The organism is Halomonas nitroreducens, from assembly GCF_003966155.1.
Lineage (GTDB): Bacteria > Pseudomonadota > Gammaproteobacteria > Pseudomonadales > Halomonadaceae > Halomonas > Halomonas nitroreducens.
Genome location: NZ_RXNS01000003.1, coordinates 218,942 through 235,961 on the forward strand (window position 1 = coordinate 218,942; position 17,020 = coordinate 235,961).

Annotated in this window: 18 protein-coding genes and 1 other RNA gene; 4 read left to right on the forward strand and 15 right to left on the reverse strand. The window is 68.7% G+C overall.

Annotation, left to right across the window (positions count from 1 at the left end; all coding sequences use genetic code 11):
• Positions 1-35 precede the first annotated feature (35 nt).
• From mraY to rsmI, 8 genes are all read right to left on the reverse strand, one after another.
• On the reverse strand, positions 36-1,118 hold the full coding sequence (gene mraY / locus EKG36_RS04735) for a phospho-N-acetylmuramoyl-pentapeptide-transferase (RefSeq protein WP_126481536.1): 1,083 nt from the start codon (positions 1,116-1,118) through the stop codon (positions 36-38).
• Between the two features lie 9 nt (positions 1,119-1,127).
• Positions 1,128-2,495, reverse strand: coding sequence for a UDP-N-acetylmuramoyl-tripeptide--D-alanyl-D-alanine ligase (locus tag EKG36_RS04740; protein WP_126481538.1), 1,368 nt, complete (start codon positions 2,493-2,495; stop codon positions 1,128-1,130).
• Positions 2,492-4,009, reverse strand: a complete 1,518-nt coding sequence (locus EKG36_RS04745) for a UDP-N-acetylmuramoyl-L-alanyl-D-glutamate--2,6-diaminopimelate ligase (RefSeq protein ID WP_126481540.1) — start codon at positions 4,007-4,009, stop codon at positions 2,492-2,494. Before EKG36_RS04745 ends, EKG36_RS04740 begins: the two co-directional genes overlap by 4 nt.
• A gap of 33 nt (positions 4,010-4,042) precedes the next feature.
• On the reverse strand, positions 4,043-5,722 hold the full coding sequence (locus tag EKG36_RS04750; protein ID WP_246007436.1) for a peptidoglycan D,D-transpeptidase FtsI family protein: 1,680 nt from the start codon (positions 5,720-5,722) through the stop codon (positions 4,043-4,045).
• A 53-nt stretch (positions 5,723-5,775) separates the two neighbouring features.
• Positions 5,776-6,096, reverse strand: a complete 321-nt coding sequence (ftsL, locus tag EKG36_RS04755; protein ID WP_126481544.1) for a cell division protein FtsL — start codon at positions 6,094-6,096, stop codon at positions 5,776-5,778.
• A gap of 8 nt (positions 6,097-6,104) precedes the next feature.
• Positions 6,105-7,061 carry a 16S rRNA (cytosine(1402)-N(4))-methyltransferase RsmH gene (gene rsmH, locus EKG36_RS04760; RefSeq protein ID WP_126481546.1) on the reverse strand — a complete coding sequence of 319 codons (957 nt, stop codon included), beginning with the start codon at positions 7,059-7,061 and terminating at the stop codon, positions 6,105-6,107.
• A 51-nt stretch (positions 7,062-7,112) separates the two neighbouring features.
• Positions 7,113-7,476: RNase P RNA component class A (gene rnpB, locus EKG36_RS04765), an RNA gene on the reverse strand.
• 32 nt (positions 7,477-7,508) lie between these two features.
• Entirely contained in the window at positions 7,509-8,366 is an 858-nt protein-coding gene (gene rsmI, locus EKG36_RS04770) for a 16S rRNA (cytidine(1402)-2'-O)-methyltransferase (RefSeq protein WP_126481548.1), read from the reverse strand.
• A 47-nt stretch (positions 8,367-8,413) separates the two neighbouring features.
• On the opposite strand from rsmI, the gene EKG36_RS04775 reads away from it, so the two are divergent.
• From EKG36_RS04775 to EKG36_RS04790, 4 genes are read left to right on the forward strand one after another with little or no spacing between them, the layout of a single operon-like run.
• Positions 8,414-10,177 (forward strand): penicillin-binding protein activator, encoded by a 1,764-nt coding sequence (locus EKG36_RS04775; protein ID WP_126481550.1) that lies wholly within the window; start codon positions 8,414-8,416, stop codon positions 10,175-10,177.
• Positions 10,161-10,529 carry a YraN family protein gene (locus tag EKG36_RS04780; protein ID WP_126481552.1) on the forward strand — a complete coding sequence of 123 codons (369 nt, stop codon included), beginning with the start codon at positions 10,161-10,163 and terminating at the stop codon, positions 10,527-10,529. The genes EKG36_RS04775 and EKG36_RS04780 overlap by 17 nt, the downstream gene beginning before the upstream one ends.
• Before the next feature lie 24 nt (positions 10,530-10,553).
• Positions 10,554-11,147, forward strand: a complete 594-nt coding sequence (locus tag EKG36_RS04785) for a phosphoheptose isomerase (protein WP_126481554.1) — start codon at positions 10,554-10,556, stop codon at positions 11,145-11,147.
• A 4-nt stretch (positions 11,148-11,151) separates the two neighbouring features.
• Complete coding sequence (locus EKG36_RS04790) at positions 11,152-11,730, forward strand: BON domain-containing protein (RefSeq protein WP_126481556.1); 579 nt, start codon at positions 11,152-11,154, stop codon at positions 11,728-11,730.
• A gap of 112 nt (positions 11,731-11,842) precedes the next feature.
• Here EKG36_RS04790 and EKG36_RS04795 read toward each other — a convergent pair whose 3' ends face one another.
• From EKG36_RS04795 to rplM, 7 genes are all read right to left on the reverse strand, one after another.
• Positions 11,843-12,310: a ClpXP protease specificity-enhancing factor gene (locus tag EKG36_RS04795; RefSeq protein WP_126481558.1), complete on the reverse strand. Its 468-nt coding sequence runs from the start codon at positions 12,308-12,310 to the stop codon at positions 11,843-11,845.
• Between the two features lie 58 nt (positions 12,311-12,368).
• The gene (gene sspA, locus EKG36_RS04800) at positions 12,369-12,995 is read right to left on the reverse strand and encodes a stringent starvation protein SspA (protein WP_126481559.1); all 627 of its coding nucleotides are present in this window, start codon (positions 12,993-12,995) and stop codon (positions 12,369-12,371) included.
• A 146-nt stretch (positions 12,996-13,141) separates the two neighbouring features.
• Positions 13,142-13,912 carry a cytochrome c1 gene (locus EKG36_RS04805; RefSeq protein WP_126481562.1) on the reverse strand — a complete coding sequence of 257 codons (771 nt, stop codon included), beginning with the start codon at positions 13,910-13,912 and terminating at the stop codon, positions 13,142-13,144.
• Positions 13,912-15,171, reverse strand: coding sequence for a cytochrome b (locus EKG36_RS04810; RefSeq protein ID WP_126481564.1), 1,260 nt, complete (start codon positions 15,169-15,171; stop codon positions 13,912-13,914). Before EKG36_RS04810 ends, EKG36_RS04805 begins: the two co-directional genes overlap by 1 nt.
• On the reverse strand, positions 15,171-15,770 hold the full coding sequence (petA, locus tag EKG36_RS04815) for a ubiquinol-cytochrome c reductase iron-sulfur subunit (RefSeq protein ID WP_126481566.1): 600 nt from the start codon (positions 15,768-15,770) through the stop codon (positions 15,171-15,173). Before petA ends, EKG36_RS04810 begins: the two co-directional genes overlap by 1 nt.
• A gap of 221 nt (positions 15,771-15,991) precedes the next feature.
• The gene (gene rpsI / locus EKG36_RS04820; RefSeq protein WP_126481568.1) at positions 15,992-16,381 is read right to left on the reverse strand and encodes a 30S ribosomal protein S9; all 390 of its coding nucleotides are present in this window, start codon (positions 16,379-16,381) and stop codon (positions 15,992-15,994) included.
• Between the two features lie 13 nt (positions 16,382-16,394).
• Positions 16,395-16,823: a 50S ribosomal protein L13 gene (gene rplM, locus EKG36_RS04825; RefSeq protein ID WP_097788653.1), complete on the reverse strand. Its 429-nt coding sequence runs from the start codon at positions 16,821-16,823 to the stop codon at positions 16,395-16,397.
• Positions 16,824-17,020 lie beyond the last annotated feature (197 nt).

Genomic DNA, 17,020 nt, shown 5'->3' on the forward strand with positions numbered 1-17,020 from the left:
GCGTGGACGGCGAATGTCGGGCTCCTGGGGGAGCGTCAACGGATCTTGAGAGTGGCGAGTCCCAGCAGCACCAGTACCACGGTGATGATCCAGAAGCGCACGATGACCCGCGGTTCCGGCCAGCCCTTGAGCTCGTAGTGGTGATGCAGCGGGGCCATGCGGAAGATGCGACGCCCGGTAAGCTTGTAGGAGCCCACCTGCAGGATCACCGAGACGGTCTCCATGACGAAGATGCCGCCCATGATGAACAGCACGATCTCCTGGCGCACGATCACCGCCACCACCCCGAGGGCGGCCCCCAGCGCCAGGGCCCCCACGTCGCCCATGAAGACCTGGGCCGGATAGGTGTTGAACCACAGGAAGCCGAGCCCGGCCCCGGCGATCGTCGCACAGAACACGGCCAGTTCGCCGGCGCCCGGGATCATCGGGATCTGCAGGTACTCGGCAAACACCACGTTGCCGCTGGCGTAGGCGAACACCGCCAGGCCCATGGCCACCAGCACGGTGGGCATGATGGCCAGGCCATCGAGACCGTCGGTGAGGTTCACGGCGTTGGAGCTGCCGACGATCACCAGGTAAGTGAGCACGATGTAGAACACCCCCAGCGGCAGCACGAACTCCTTGAACAGCGGCACGATCAGGCTGGTCTCCACCGGCGACGCCGCGGTGGCATAGAGGATGCCGGCGGCCGCCAGGCCGATCACTGACTGCCAGAAGTACTTCCAGCGGGCGGGCAGCCCCCGGGGATTCTTCTCCACCACCTTGCGATAGTCGTCGACCCAGCCGATGGCACCGAAGCCCAGGGTCACGGCCAGCACCACCCAGACGTAGTGGTTGGTCAGGTCCCCCCACAGCAGGGTGCTGACGGCGATGGCCATCAGGATCATGGCCCCGCCCATGGTCGGGGTCCCCGCCTTGGAGAGGTGCGACTGGGGACCATCGTCGCGCACGGCCTGGCCAATCTGGCGTTCCACCAGCCGGCGGATGACCACCGGTCCCAGCCACAGGCACAGCACCAGGGCGGTCAGGGTCCCCAGGATCATGCGCAGGGTCAGATAATTGAAGACGTTGAAGGCGCTCTGGAATTGCGCCAGCAGTTCAGCCAGAAAAAGCAGCATTGTAGTGCGTTACCTTGATGCATCCGAGCGCAGTGCGGCCACCACGGTTTCCATGCCGACACTGCGCGACCCCTTGACCAGCACGCTGGCCCCCGGCGGCAGATGGTGGAGGACGTGGCGCGTCAGCGCCTCCCGATCGTCGAAATGGCACCCCGCGTCGCCGAAGGCGTGGCTGGCAGGCCGCGCCGCCTCGCCGAGGGTGCCGAGGAAGTCGATTCCCTGTTCTCTTGCGTAACGCCCGACCTCGGCATGCAGCCGGTCAGAGGCTTCGCCCAGCTCTCCCATGGCTCCCAGCAGGCACCAGCGCGGCCCCGGCAGGGTGACCAGCAGGTCGAGGGCGGCCTTTACCGCCCCGGGGTTGGCGTTGTAGGTGTCGTCAAGCAGGCGCGACGCCCGGATTCCCGCCACGGCGCTGAGCCGCCCCGGCATCGGGGCCACGGCCGCGAGCCCGGCCAGGACATCCGCCTCGTCCAGTCCCATGGCCAGCGCCGCGCCGGCAGCGGCCAGGGCGTTGGCCACGTTGTGGCGCCCCAGCAGGGCCAGCTGGACCCGGCCGAGTTCGCGGCCGTCCAAGGACAGCGTGAAAGCATAGCGCCCGAGGGCATCGCAGGCCAGTGTCTCGGCGCGCAGACGCGCCTCCCGGGCGAAGCCGAAGTCCAGCACCTCCCGGGGCGCGGCGAGACTCGCCCAGGTGGCAAAGTAGCGGTCGTCCCGGTTGAGCACTGCCACCCCGTCGCCAGGCAGCGACAGCAGGATCTCGCCCTTGGCCTGCGCGATCTGCCCCGGCCCGCCGAACTCGCCGACATGGGCCCCGGTGACGTTGGTGATCACTGCCACACGGGGCTCGGCGAGGCCGGTCGTCCAGGCGATCTCGCCGAGGTGGTTGGCGCCGAGCTCGACCACCGCCTGGCGATGGCGTAACGACAGCTCGAGCAGCGTCAGGGGTGCGCCGATGTCATTGTTCAGGTTGCCGCGGGTGGCCAGGGTCTCGCCGCGGCGGGCGAGCAGCGTGGCCAGCATCTGCTTGACCGTGGTCTTGCCGCTGTTACCGGTGACGGCCACCAGGGGACCGCCCCAGGCACGGCGCCGCGCACGCCCCAGCAGGCCCAGTGCCAGCCGCGTGTCGGCCACCTCGAGCTGCGGCAGGGTGTCGTCGACGCGCCGCTCGACCAGCGCCGCCACGGCGCCGGCTTCGCGGGCCTGGGCGAGGAAGTCATGGGCGTCGAAACGCGCGCCGCGCAGGGCCACGAACAGTGCCCCCGGGACCAGGCGGCGGGTATCGGTGACGATCTCGCTCACCGGGGCATCCTCCGCGGGCGGTGCCAGGCCGAGCGCCCGCGCCACCTCGCCCAGCGAGTCCAGGCCGACGCCGCTCATGGGGTCCCCTTCGCCGCACGGGTCGCCAGGGCGGCCTCGGCCTCGGCGAGGTCCGAGAAGGCATGGCGCACGCCGGCGATCTCCTGATAGGTCTCGTGCCCCTTGCCGGCGATCAGGATGACGTCCTCGTCGGCGGCCTCGCGAATCGTCTCGCGGATCGCCGCCGCGCGCCCGTCGCGCGTCCAGGCGGCATGGCGCGCCTCGGCCGAGAGGCCGTCGAGGATCTGTTCGCGAATCGCCGCCGGCGACTCACCGCGGGGATTGTCGTCGGTGACCACCAGGCGGTCGGCATGGCGCTCGGCGGCGGCGGCCATCAGCGGCCGCTTGCCGCTGTCGCGATCCCCGCCACAGCCGAACAGGCACCATAGGCGCCCGCTGCCGGGCAGGTGGGCGCGCAGCGCCGCCAGGGCGTTCTCCAGGGCGTCGGGCGAATGGGCATAATCGATGACCACCACGGGCCCCGCCTCGGTGGGTACGGCCTGCATGCGGCCGGGTACCGGGCCCAGCTCGGCGGCGGCGGCGAAGAGCGCCTCGAGGTCGGCACCGAGACCATAGAGGGTGGCCATGGCCAGCAGGACATTGGTGAGGTTGAAGCGCCCCATCAGCGGCAGCTCGAGCACCCGCTCGCCATCGGGGGTGGCCACGATGGCCCGCTGCCCGCCGGGGTAGGGATCGGTATCCACCACTCGCAGGGTGACGGCCTCGTCCTCGCCCACCGCCAGGACGCGCACGCCCCCGGACAGGCCGGCCAGCATCAGCCGTGCCAGGGGATCGTCGGCGTTGACCACCGCCAGCTCCAGCTCCGGGCGGCGGAAGAGCCGCGCCTTGGCCGCGGCGTAGGCGGTCATGCTGCCGTGATAGTCGAGATGGTCGCGGGTCAGGTTGGTGAAGACCGCGGCCTGCAGACGGCAGCCGTCGAGGCGCCCCTGCTCCAGCGCATGGGACGACACCTCCATGGCTACCCGCGTGACGCCCTCGCCGGCCAGCTCGCCGAGGGCGGCCTGCAGCGCCAGGGGACCCGGCGTGGTCAGCGCCCCCTGGTGCAGCGCCCCCGGGCGACCGTGGCCGAGGGTGCCGACCATGCCGGCATCGCGGCCCAGGGCCCGGCTAAGGGCGGCGATATAGTGAGTCACCGAACTCTTGCCGTTGGTGCCGGTGACGCCGATCAGCTCCAGGGCCTCGGGGACGGCGAAGAGGGCCCCGCCAAGCTCGCCGAGTCGCTGGCGCAGGTGCGGCAGCCACAGCACCCGGGGATCGCCGGCCGCCGCGCCGCGGGCGGCACCGTCGTCATGGGCCAGCACCAGGGCGGCCCCCGCCGCCAGGGCGGCGGGCACGAAGTCACGGCCGTCGGCCGTCACCCCCGGTACTGCCAGGAAGACATCGCCCGGGGCCAGTGCCCGGCTATCCAGGCACAGCGACAGCCGCGCAGGCAGCTCGAGGTCGGCCAGCACCGCCCGGTGGTCCGGCCAGAACCGGGCCAGCTCGGCGATCAGGCGGGAGGCAGTCAGATCCATGGGCGTCTCTCGTCACGGGAAGAAAGGAAGGAATCAGGTGGCATCGTCGACCGGCTCCCGGTCACCGGCCACCCGGTCGGGCGGCACATCGAGGATCCGCAGGGCGTTGCCGGCCACCCGGGAGAACACCGGGGCCGCGATCGCGCCGCCGTAGTAGGCGTCGCCGCGGGGGTGGTCGATCATCACCACGGCGATCAGGCGGGGATCGGAGACCGGGGCGATGCCGACGAACAGCGAACGGTAGGCGTCCTCCTGATAGCCGCTGCCGCCGGTCTTGCGCACCGTCCCGGTCTTGCCCGCCACGCTGTAGCCGGGCACCAGGCCCCGCCGGGCGCCGGTGCCGGGAGCCACCACCTCATCCATCATGCCGAGCACGCGGTCGGCGACGTCGGGCCGGATCACTGGCTCGCCGCGGGGCGGCTGGGCCAGGCGCAGCAGGGAGGGCGGCAGCCGCTCGCCGTGGTTGGCGATCGCCGTGTAGGCACTGGCCAGCTGCAGGGCCGAGACCGACAGGCCATAGCCGTAGGAGAGCGCCGCCCACTGGCTGCTGGACCAGCGCACCGGCGCCGGCAGGCTGCCGGTGGCCTCCCCCGGGAAACCGGTCCCGGGGGCCTGGTCGAAGCCCAGCGCCCGGTAGCGCTCCGGGACCACCGGGTCGTCGAGCTGCAGGGTCAGCTTGGCCATGCCGATGTTGGACGACTTGCGCAGGATCCCGGCCAGGCTCAGCTCGCCATTGTTGGAGACGTCCTTGATGGTGAAGCGGTCGATACGCATCCAGCCCGGCGAGGTGTCGACCACGGTGTCGGGCGGAAACTGGCCGGTCTCCAGCAGGGCCGACATCGCCAGGGGCTTCATCACCGACCCGGGCTCGAAGACATCGACGATGGCCCGGTTGCGCAGGCCCTGGGGGTCGATGCCGGCACGGTTGTTGGGGTTGTAGGATGGCTGGTTGGCCATGGCCAGCACCTCGCCGGTCTTGGCATCCATCATCACCAGCACGCCGCCGTCGGCGTCGTTCTCGTCCACTGCCGCCTTGAGCTCGCGGTAGGCCATGTACTGGAGCCGCTGGTCGATGGCGAGCGTCAGGTCACCGCCGGGCTCGGCCTCGCGGAGCACTTCGAGGTCGCGGACCAGCCGGCCCCGGCGGTCCTTGACCACGCGTCGCCGGCCGGGCACACCGGCCAGGTAGGGCTGATAGGCCAGCTCGAGGCCCTCCTGGCCCTGGTCATCGACGTTGGTCACGCCGATCAGCTGGGCGATCACCTCGCCGGTCGGATAGTAGCGCTTGTATTCCTCGCGCTTGTGGACACCGGGCACGCGCAGGTCGAGCACGCGCTGGGCGGCCTCGGGCGTCATGCGCCGCCGCAGGTACATGAACTCGCGATCCCGATAGCGCTCGATGCGTGCGTTGAGGGCGTCCAGGTCCTGCCCCAGGGCGCGAGCCAGCTGCAGGCGCTGAATGCCGTCCTCGGGCAGGTCCTGGGGGTTGGCCCAGAGGGTTACCACCGGCGTGGAGATGGCCAGGGGATCGCCATGGCGGTCGGTGATCATGCCCCGGTGGGCCGGGATCGCGTCGACGCGCAGGGTCCGGGCATCGCCCTGGCCCTGCAGGAAGGAACGGTCGAAGACATGCAGGTCGACGATGCGCCCGGCCAGCAGGGCCAGGCCGACCAGCACCAGGGTCATCATCACCCGGTAGCGGGCCTTGCCCATGGGCGCCATGGGCGGCGGCTTGCGCGGTGACACGGCCGGGCGCGGGGACTGGCTCATGGCCGGATCACCTCCACTTCGTCGATCTCCGGCAGGCGCATCTCCAGGCGCTGGGTGGCCAGGCGCTCGATGCGCGCCGGGGACGACCAGGCACCCTCCTCGAGCAACAGCTGCCCCCATTCGGTCTGCAGCTGCTGGTGCTCGCGTTCGAGGTGCTGGAGGCGTGCGTACTGGTCGCGGGTCAGGTGGCTGGTGGCAATCACCGTCAGCGCCGAGCCCAGGCACGCAAGCAGCAGCACGCCGTTGCCGATCAGCGCCAGGCTGGGACGCAGGCGCAGCGGCCAGGCGAAGGCGGAGGCGTGTCGTCCCTGAGCCATGGCGAGCCTCAGTAGCGTTTGCGCGCCGCGCGCATCACCGCGCTACGGGCGCGGGGATTGGCCTCGACCTCCGCCGCGCCGGGACGGCGCGCCTTGCCCAGGGCCTCGAGGCGGCGCTGGATCTGGTCATCGCGCAGGGGCACGCCACGTGGCAGGTGGGTATCGCCACGCACATGGTCGCGGATGAAGCGCTTGACGCGGCGATCCTCCAGGGAATGGAAGCTGATCACCACCAGGTGCCCCCCCGGGGCCAGGGCCTCCAGGGCCGCTGTCAGGGCGGCGTCGAGCTGGTCCAGCTCGCCGTTGACCTGGATACGCAACGCCTGGAAGGCCCGGGTCGCCGGGTGCTTGCCCTTCTCCCAGGCGGGATGGGCGGCCTTGATCACCTCGGCGAGGTCCGCGGTGCGGGTGAAGGGCCGCTCGCCGCGGCGCGTGACGATGGCCCGTGCCAGCCGGCGGGCGAAGCGCTCCTCGCCGTAGGTCTTGAAGACCCGGGCGATCTCGCCCTCGTCGGCCCGGGCGAGCCAGTCCGCAGCGCTCTCGCCTCGGGTCGGGTCCATGCGCATGTCGAGGGGACCATCGCGCAGGAAGCTGAACCCGCGCTCCGGGTCATCCAGCTGGGGCGAGGACACCCCGACATCGAGCAGGATGCCGGCGAGCCGGCCGTGGAGGTCATGCTGGCGGGCGAAGTCTCCCAGGCGGGCGAAATCGCCGCGCTCGATGGCGAAGCGGGGATCAGCGATGGCCGCCGCCTCGGCGATGGCCTGAGGATCGCGATCGATGGCCAGCAGGCGCCCCTCCGGCGCCAGGCGCTCGAGGATCGCCCGGGAGTGACCGCCGCGCCCGAAGGTGCCGTCGAGGTAGGCGCCGGTCGGCTCATGGACCAGGGCATCGACCGCGCCGTCGAGGAGCACGCTGGCATGGCGAAAACCGCGGGCGGGGTGTTCGGGAGCGGATGACGGCATGCACTTCTCGTTGGCGGCTGGCAGGGACCGTGCGCGACGGCGAAACAAAGATGGGGGAGTCGGCCGATAAGCCGGGTTCTGTCGAGGACAGTCATTCCTCTAGGGACGACGTCACCGTCGTCCTCAAGCAACCTACCCGAACCCAACGCGGGCCACGCCATGGGGTTCCTATTTGGTCTTGCTCCGAGTGGGGTTTACCGTGCCACGCACTGTTGCCAGGCGCGCGGTGCGCTCTTACCGCACCCTTTCACCCTTACCGGCCTCCCGGGGGAGACGTAGGCGGTCTGCTCTCTGCTGCACTTTCCGTCGGCTCACGCCGCCCAGGCGTTACCTGGCACTCTGCCCTGTGGAGCCCGGACTTTCCTCCCCTGCCCGATCCGAGAATCGAGGCAGCGGCGACTGTCTGGCCAACTCCCGCGGCAAGCATACCAGCGCCTCGACCCCCTCTCAATCCCCGTCCTTGAGCGCCTGGGCCCGGGCATACCAGGCCTTCTTGGCGCCGCCCAGGGTACGTGCCGCCACCGCGGCGGCCTGCTTGACCCCGACGCCCTCGGCCAGCAGGGCCGCGAGCAGCGCGTCGGCCTCGATGGCCGCGGCCTCGCCGGCCTCCCGCGGTGCGGCCCCGGCCACCATGATCACGAACTCGCCACGGGCCTGGTCCGGGTCTTCGGCCAGGCGCTCCAGCAAGGCCTCGGCACTGCCCTCCAGAAAGGTCTCGAAGGTCTTGGTCAGCTCCCGGGCCAGCACTACCCGACGCGCCCCCAGGGTGGCGGCCAGATCGGAGAGGGTGTCGCGGATGCGGTGCGGGGACTCGTAGAACACCAGGGTCTCGTCACGCTCGGCCAGGGCCTCGAGGCGGGCCCGGCGCGCCCCGCCCTTGGCGGGCAGGAAGCCGCTGAACAGGAAGCGGTCCGTGGGCAGCCCGGCTGCGGACAGCGCCGCCACCAGGGCGCAGGCCCCGGGCACCGGCACGATCCGCCGCCCCCGGGCGCGCAGCTCGCGCACCAGCACGAAGCCGGGGTCGCTGATCAGCGGGGTGCCGGCATCGCTGACCAGGGCGACGGCCTCCCCGGCCACCAGCCGGGCATCGAGCTGGTCGACCCGGGCGGCCTCGTTGTGCTCATGCAGCGACAGCATGGCCGGCGCGATGCCCAGGTGGCGCAGCAGCCGGGCCGTGTGGCGGGTGTCCTCGGCGGCCACCAGGGCAACCTCGGCCAGCACCCGGGCGGCCCGGGGGCTCAGGTCATCCAGATTCCCAATCGGCGTGGCGACCACGTACAATATCCCTTCATCGGCGTCTGACATTTCGGCTCCCTGGGATGCATTCCGGACATGAGGACAAGGAAGGATTCATGAAGATCTCGTCACGCGGCCCCCTGGCCGCTGCGCTTATGGCGCTGCTTCTCGCCGGCTGCGGCCTGCAGCCCGGCATCACCCAGCGTGCGCCCGTCGGCGACCCGGACCAGCTGCTCCAGCAGGCCGAACAGCAGGCCCCCGAGCAGGCCGCCCTGTCCCGGCTCGAGGCGGCGGACATCCTAGCACGCCAGGGACGTCGCCCCCAGGCGCTGGACGTCGCCAAGGAGATCGACGACGCGCGCCTGCCGACCGAGGCCCGCCGCCGCTGGGCCCTGTTGCTGTCCGACCTCGGCGAGACCGAGGACGACCCCTGGGCGGTGATCCAGGCCACCCAGCTCCTCGACGAGGTCGAGCTGCCCCGCGAGGCAGCCAACCGGCTACGCGAGCGCCAGGGCCGCGCCCTCGGCCAGGTCGACGAACCCCAGGCGGCGGCGGGAGTGCTGATGCGCCTCCAGGCCGACACCGACCGCCGGGACCTCAACGACCCCATCTGGGAGCAGCTCTCGCGACTCGCCCCCGGCAGCATCGCCGAGCTGCGCGACGGCGCCGACGAGGCGACCCTCGCCTGGCTCGACCTAGCCGACCTGGTGCGCACCAGCAGCGGCGATATCGAGCGTCTCTTCACGCGTCTCGATGTCTGGCGCAACCGCCACCCGGAGCACCCGGCCGCCCGCCGCCTGCCCGCGGACATCCTGGCCCTGCGTGAACTGCGCGGACAGGAGGTCCGCCATATCGCGGTCTTCCTGCCCGAGTCCGGCCCCCTGGCCGGCGTCGCCGACGCCATCGAGGAAGGCCTGCGCGCCCACCACCTGAATGCCGTGAACAGCGGCGCCAGCGGCACCCAGCTGACCTTCCTCGACTCCGCCCAGGGGGGCCTCGACGCCCTCTACCAGGAGGCTCGGAACCGGGGCGCCCAGGTGGTGGTCGGGCCGCTGGACAAGGAAGCCGTCAGCGCCCTCGAGCGCCGCGACCGGGTACCGATGCCGACGCTCGCGCTCAACTATGGCGAGGCCGAGCGCAACGGCGCCGAAGGGCTCTTCCAGTACGGCCTCTCCGCCGAGGACGAGGCCCGCCAGGTGGCGGCCCGCGCCCGCCTCGACGGGCATCGAACGGCCTCGCTGCTGGTGCCGGACAACGCCTGGGGCCGGCGGGTCGGCGAGGCCTTCGCGACCGCCTGGCAGGACCGCGACGGCGACATCGCCAACGCCGTACGCTACAACCCGGGCATTCCGGCCACCGAGAGCACCCGCCGCGCCCTGGGCGAGAACCGGGCCGACCTGCTCTTCCTGCTCGCCCTGCCCGACTACGCCCGCCAGGTCCCGCCGACCATCGATTACTATGCCTACGAGCAGGGCCTGCCGGTGTACGCCACTTCCCATCTCTACGAGGGACGCCCGCAGCCGCGCCTGGACCAGGACCTCAATGGCGTGATGTTCGTCGACATTCCCTGGCAGATCCCCGATGCCGCCGTGGGCGGGGAGGACGCCCTGCCCTTCCTGGCGAGCTACCGTCAGCTGCGCGAGGAGTCCGATCCGACCATGTTCCGGCTGATGGCCATGGGCGTCGATGCCTACGAGCTGGCCCGCCGTCTGCCGCAATTCCAGGCGATCCCGGGCAGCGAGCTGTTTGGCGCCACCGGCACGCTGAGTGCGGGGGAGGACGGCCGCATCCATCGCAGCCTGCCCTGGGCCCGCTTCGTCGACGGCGTTCCCCAGCCGGTGCTCGGCTCGCGGTTGCTGGACGATGAAGAGCCCCGTTGACGCCCACGCCCGCGGGGCGCAGGTCGAGCGCCTCGCCGCCGACTGGCTGGCCGCTCGTGGCCTCATCCTCGAGGCCCGCAACCAGCACGCCCACGGTGGCGAACTCGACCTGGTGATGCGCGATGGCGAGACCCTGGTCTTTGTCGAGGTACGCCACCGCACCGACAGCCGCCATGGCCATCCCCTCGAGACCATCACGCCGGCCAAGCAGCGCCGCCTGATCCGGGCGGCGCGTTTTTATCTCCAGCGCAACCGGCTATCATGTGCCTGCCGCTTCGATGTGCTGGCCGTCACCGGCACGCCGCCCCGCCTCGAGTTCGAGTGGGTGGCGGGCGCCTTCGAAGCGTTCTGACCGCCCAAGGACCAGGAAGCCAAGATGGATTTCCAGACCCGCATTCTCGGACACTTCAACGCCAGCATCGATACCAAGACCTACGCCAGCGAGGTGCTGCCGCCCTTCATCGAGGTGGCCAGCCAGATGATGGTGCAGAGCCTGGTCAACGAGGGGAAGATCCTGGCCTGCGGCAACGGCGGCAGCGCCGGCGACAGCCAGCACTTCTCGTCCGAGCTGCTCAATCGCTTCGAGCGCGAACGTCCCAGCCTGCCCGCCCTGGCACTGACCACCGACACCTCGACGCTGACCTCCATTGCCAACGACTACAGCTACAACGAGGTCTATTCGAAGCAGGTACGCGCCCTGGGCCAGCCCGGCGACGTCCTGCTGGCGATTTCCACCAGCGGCAACTCGGGCAATGTCATCCAGGCCATCCAGGCCGCCCATGACCGCGAGATGACGGTGGTCGCGCTGACCGGCCGCGACGGCGGCAACATGGCCTCGCTACTGGGCCAGGATGACTGCGAGATCCGCGTCCCGGCGACCTCCACCGCCCGCATCCAGGAGGTTCACCTGCTGGTGATCCACTGCCTGTGTGACCTGATCGACGAACAACTCTTCGGCGCAAGCGAGTGATTTCATGACCTACAAGTCCCTGCTGTTCACCCTGTCCCTCGGCCTGCTGCTGGCCCTGACCGGCTGCACCTCGATGACCGCGGCCACGACCCCCGGCACCATCCAGGAGAACTACGGCGAGCGCACCCTGGGCACCCGGGTCGAGGACCAGAGCATCGAGACCAAGATCGGCCACAACCTCGGCCGCACCGATGCGCGACTCAGCGATGCCCGCATCAACGTCGACAGCTTCAATGGCGTGGTGCTGCTGACCGGCCAGGTGCCCAGCCAGGAGCTCAAGAACATGGCCGAACAGGTGGCGGGCCAGGTACGCAACGTGCGCCGGGTCCACAACGAACTGACCGTCGCCGCCAACCTGCCCGCTGGCCAGCGGCTCAGCGACACCTGGATCACCGCCAAGGTGCGTACCGCGCTGGCCACCAACGAGGCCATCGACGCCAGCCGGCTGCACATCGTGACGGAAAACGCCAGCGTCTACCTGATGGGCATCGTCAGTCGCGCGGAGGCCGAGCGCATCGTCTCGGCGGTATCCAACGCCGGCGGCATGCAGCGCATCGTCAAGGTCTTCGACTACCTGGACTGATCCCGGGCCGACCGCGCTCGCGACGTAAAGCAAACGGCAGGCCGAATGGCCTGCCGTTTCCCTTGGCGCGAGGTGCAAGGCACCGGACACGCCGATCACCCGGCTGCGGATGTCACTTGACGACGCGCAGAGAGGGACGCCCCTTCCGGGACGCCTCACTGCGCTCGCCCTCCTCGGCATCGCCGCCGGGGCTCTCGACGCCGGACAGCGACGGACCGGCCGGCGCCTCGGACTCGTCGGACTCGTCGGACTCGGCCGCAGCCGGCATGACCGGCTCGTGGCCGAAGACCATGCCCACGCCGTTCTCGCGAGCATAGATCGCGATCAGCGCTTCCATGGGCACCATCACCTGCATCGGCTGCCCGCCGAAACGGGCGGAGAAGACGACGGCCTCGTTCTCCATGGACAGGTCGCGCACGGCGGTCACGCCGAGGTTGAGTACGATCTGGCCGTTCTGCACGAACTGCCGCGGCACTTCGACGCCCTCTTGCTCGGCGTCGACCACGATATAGGGCGTCAGCTCGTTGTCCAGCAACCACTGGTACAGGGCCCGAGCGATATAGGGACGGCTCGACTGCATTGGTTGGCCCTCCTGGGTTGGCGCCCCGGCGAGACCGGGGCTTGGCATTAAGGGATGATCAGGGGCGCATCTCGCGCTCGCCCTCGCTCAGCGCGGCCTTGAAGCCCTCGCGATCGAAGACCCGCTCCATGTAGCCCATCAGCGGCTTGACCTGCTTCTCGGGCAACTCGATGCCCAGCACCGGCAGGCGCCACAGGATCGGCGCCAGGCAGCAATCGACCAGGGTGAACTCATCGCTCATGAAGAACGGCATGTCTTCGAAGATCGGCGAGATGCCGATCAGGCTCTCGCGGAGCTCCTTGCGCGCCTTGTCGGCTTCCTTCTTGGGCCCCTGCTGGATCTGCTCGACCAGCGGGCACCACTCACGCTCGATGCGATGCATCCACAGCCGGCTCTGGGCACGGGCCACGGGGTACACCGGCAATAGCGGGGGATGCGGGAACCGCTCGTCCAGGTACTCCATCATTACCTTGGACTCGTAGAGCACCAGGTCGCGATCCAGCAGCGTGGGCACGCTGTTGTAGGGGTTGAGATCGGCGAGCTCCTCGGGGTGGCTCTCCTCGGTGACCTCGACGATGTCTACGGCCACGCCCTTCTCGGCGAGCACGATACGCACCCGATGACTGTAATGATCATCGCCCCCGGAGTAGAAGATCATCGACGACCGCTTGGCCACTACACCCATGAAACAATCCTCGCATCAATTCGTGCCGAGATGATAACACGACACCCCCCTCCCGGGGGCGCCGCAAGCTTGCCCGTGACCGGGCACAGACCATAGGGGGCGCATGGCTCGAGCCATGCGCCCCCGCACTCTCCGTCGAGGACGGATCAGTGGATATCGCGCCAGTATTCGCGCTTGAGCAGGTAGGCGATGACCCCGAAGATAAAGATGAAGATCAGCACCTTGGGGCCCAGCGCCTGGGCCTGGAGCTTGGAGGGCTCGCCGACGTAGGCGAGGAAGTTGGTCAGGTCATAGACCGCATCCTCGAACTCCTCGGGCTCCATTTGCCCCGGCTGGGTGACCTGAAGGGTCTCGCAGGACTGGTACTTGCCGGTCAGCGGGTCAAGCTCGGCCCCCTCGATCGGCTGGTCGGAGGCCGCGCAGACCTTCTCCTGCACCCCCTGCAGCGGCTCCAGCACGTTGGGCATGGCCACCAGCGGGAAGACCTTGTTGTTCACGCCAGTGGGCCGCGACGGGTCCTTGTAGAAGCTGAGCAGGTAGGAGTAGACCCAGTCGGTACCGCGCAGGCGGGCCTCGAGGGTCAGGTCGGGCGGCGCCGCGCCGAACCAGTTCTCGCCATCCCCGCCGCGCATGGCGTTGTGCATCTGGTCATTGAAGCCGAGTTCCTCGGCGAAGATCAGGTTGTCCTCGACCAGGTCCTGGGGGATCCCCAGGTCCTCGGCGGCCCGCGAGAAGCGCTGATGCTCGAGGGAGTGACAGCCCATGCAGTAGTTGACGAAGAGCTTCATCCCGTTCTGCAGCGACGCCTTGTCATGGAGATCCGGGTTCATCTCCTGCAGGTGCACGCCACCGCCGCCGGCGGCGAACCCGACCATCGGCACCAGCGCGAAGAGCAGTGCGAACAGTTGCTTTTTCATTAGCCAGTCACCCTTTCCGGAACGGGTTTGGTCTTCTCCAGCCGGGTGTAGAACGGCATCAGCAGGAAGAAGGCGAAATAGATGGCGGTGCACACCTGGGCAACGACGGTGCGCGCCTCGGTGGCCGGCAGCACGCCCAGCACGCCCAGGATGACGAAGCTGATGGCGAACAGGACCAGCATCACCTTGGAGATCCAGCCCTTGTAGCGCATGGAGCGCACCGGGCTACGATCGAGCCAGGGCAGCACGAAGAGGATGGCAATCGCCGCCCCCATCACGATGACGCCCAGGAACTTGGCGTCGAGGCCGAACAGCGTGAAGGTGATCGCGCGCAGCATCGCGTAGAAGGGCGTGAAGTACCATACCGGGGCGATGTGATCCGGCGTCTTCAGCGGGTTGGCGGGCTCGAAGTTGGGCTTCTCGATGAAGTAGCCGCCGCCCTCGGGGAAGTAGAAGATCACCACCGCGAACACGAACAGGAAGACGGCGACGCCGACGATGTCCTTGACCGTGTAGTAGGGATGGAACGGGATGCCGTCCAGCGGCTTGCCGGTCTCGTCCTTCTTCTTCTTGATGTCGATGCCATCGGGGTTGTTGGAGCCAACCTCGTGCAGGGCGATGATGTGCAGCACCACCAGCGCCAGGATCACGATCGGCAATGCGACGACGTGCAGGGCGAAGAAGCGGTTCAGGGTAATGCCGGAGATCAGGAAGTCGCCGCGCACCCACTGGGCCAGGTCCGGGCCGATGGCCGGAATGGCGGAGAACAGCGAGATGATCACCTGGGCGCCCCAGTAGGACATCTGGCCCCACGGCAGCAGGTAGCCCATGAAGGCCTCGGCCATCAACGCCAGGTAGATGGCCATGCCGAAGATCCACACCAGCTCGCGGGGCGCCTTGTAGGAGCCGTAGAGCAGGCCACGGAACATGTGCAGGTAGACGACCAGGAAGAAGGCCGAGGCCCCGGTGGAGTGCATGTAGCGGATCAACCACCCCCACTCCACGTCACGCATGATGTACTCCACCGAGGCGAAGGCGCCTTCCGCGGAGGGATTGAAGCTCATGGTCAGCCAGACGCCGGTGAGGATCTGGTTGACCAGCATCAGCAGGGCCAGCGAGCCGAAGAAATACCAGAAGTTGAAGTTCTTCGGCGCGTAGTACTTGGACAGGTGCTCCTGCCACATCTGGGTGGCGGGGAAACGGTCATCGACCCAGCGCATGAAACCGCGCTCCGCCTTGGCCTTGTTCGGATTACCCATCAGGCAGTCTCCTCATCTTCGCCGACGACGATGACGTCGTCGCTCTCGAAGAAATACGGGGGAACTTCGAGGTTCAGCGGAGCCGGAACATTGACGAACACGCGGCCCGCCAGGTCGAATCGCGACCCGTGGCAGGGGCAGAAGAAGCCGCCCGGCCAGTCGTCGACCCCGACCCCCTCGGCATTGGGCTCCGGCTTGAACAGCGGCGAGCAGCCCAGATGGGTACAAATGCCGATGATCACGCCGATCTCGGGCTTGATGGAACGCAGGGGGCCGTTGGCGTAGCTCGGCTGCTGCGGCTTCTCGGATTCAGGATCGAGCAGCCGGTCGGCGCCGAGCGCCTCGGTGCGCTCGATCATGTCCGGCGTACGATTGAGGATCCAGATGGGACGTCCGCGCCACTCGACGGTCATGCGCTGCCCGGGTTCGAGCTTGGACACGTCCGCCTTGACGGGTGCGCCCGCCGCCCTTGCCCTGGCACTGGGCTGCCAGGAAGCCACAAAGGGAACCGCTACCCCGACAGCGCCCGCCGCACCTACGACGGTGGTCGCGCCCACGAGGAAACGGCGCCGCCCTTTGTTCACGCCGTTATCTGCCATCTTCAGGTTTCTCCCATCAGCTTACCCGCTGTTCCATCACGAGCTCCGCATGGCCCGCGACCACGGATTTTGAAATGCGTTATATGGTAAAAAAACGGATCGTCCCGCACAAGGACAACCCCCTCGCCTGGGGGCGAAACTTGGCGGCAAATAATTGACCCAGAACAAAAAAACGCCCAGGTCTGGGACCCGGGCGTTTTTTCGTCGTATAGACGTCCGTCTTAACGCTTGGAGAACTGCGGGCGACGGCGCGCCTTGCGCAGGCCGATCTTCTTGCGCTCGACCTCACGGGCGTCACGGGTGACGTACCCGGCTTCACGCAGCGGCTTGCGGAAGTCCTCGTTGTACTCCATCAAAGCACGAGTGATGCCGTGACGGATGGCGCCGGCCTGGGCGCTGCCGCCGCCACCCTTGACGGTGACGTAGACGTCGAACTGGCCGAGGGTCTCGGTCAGCTCGAGGGGCTGACGGACCACCATGCGACCGGTGACGCGACCGAAATACTCGTTGAGATCACGGCTGTTGACGGTGATCTTGCCGGTGCCCGGCTTCAGGAAGACGCGCGCGGTAGAGGTCTTGCGGCGCCCGGTACCGTAATACTGCTGTGTCATGGCGAAGACTCCCTCAGATGTTCAGTTCTTGCGGCTGCTGGGCGGCGTGCGGATGCTCGGTGCCGGCGTAGACCTTGAGCTTGGAGTACATGGCACGACCCAGCGGGCCCTTCGGGAGCATGCCCTTGACCGCGGACTCGATGACGCGCTCGGGGGCGTGAGCGATCATCTTCTCGAAGTTCATGGAACGCAGACCACCCGGGTAGCCGGTGTGGCGATAGTAGTTCTTGGCGCTGGCCTTGTTGCCGGTAACCTTCACCTTCTCGGCGTTGATCACGACGATGTAGTCGCCGGTGTCGACATGCGGGGTGTATTCCGGCTTGTGCTTGCCACGCAGGCGGCGAGCGATCTCGGTGGCCAGACGGCCGAGCGTCTTGTCCGCAGCGTCGACGACGTACCAGTCGCGCTGGACGGACTGCGGTTTGGCAGTGAACGTCTTCATGGGTGAATCACCAAATCGATGTGTTGGGTCCTGCCGCCGGCAAGCCGGTGGGGACCATCCCTATTCTTCTTGGTTGCCGCCACGGGGGCGACAACGGTCGAGCGAGCGCGCATTCTACACGACCCGCCACCGGCAAGGCAATGCCGGCGCACCAGCTGGAAGCTGGAACCCGATGACTGCGGGGTCAAGGGTTTTCT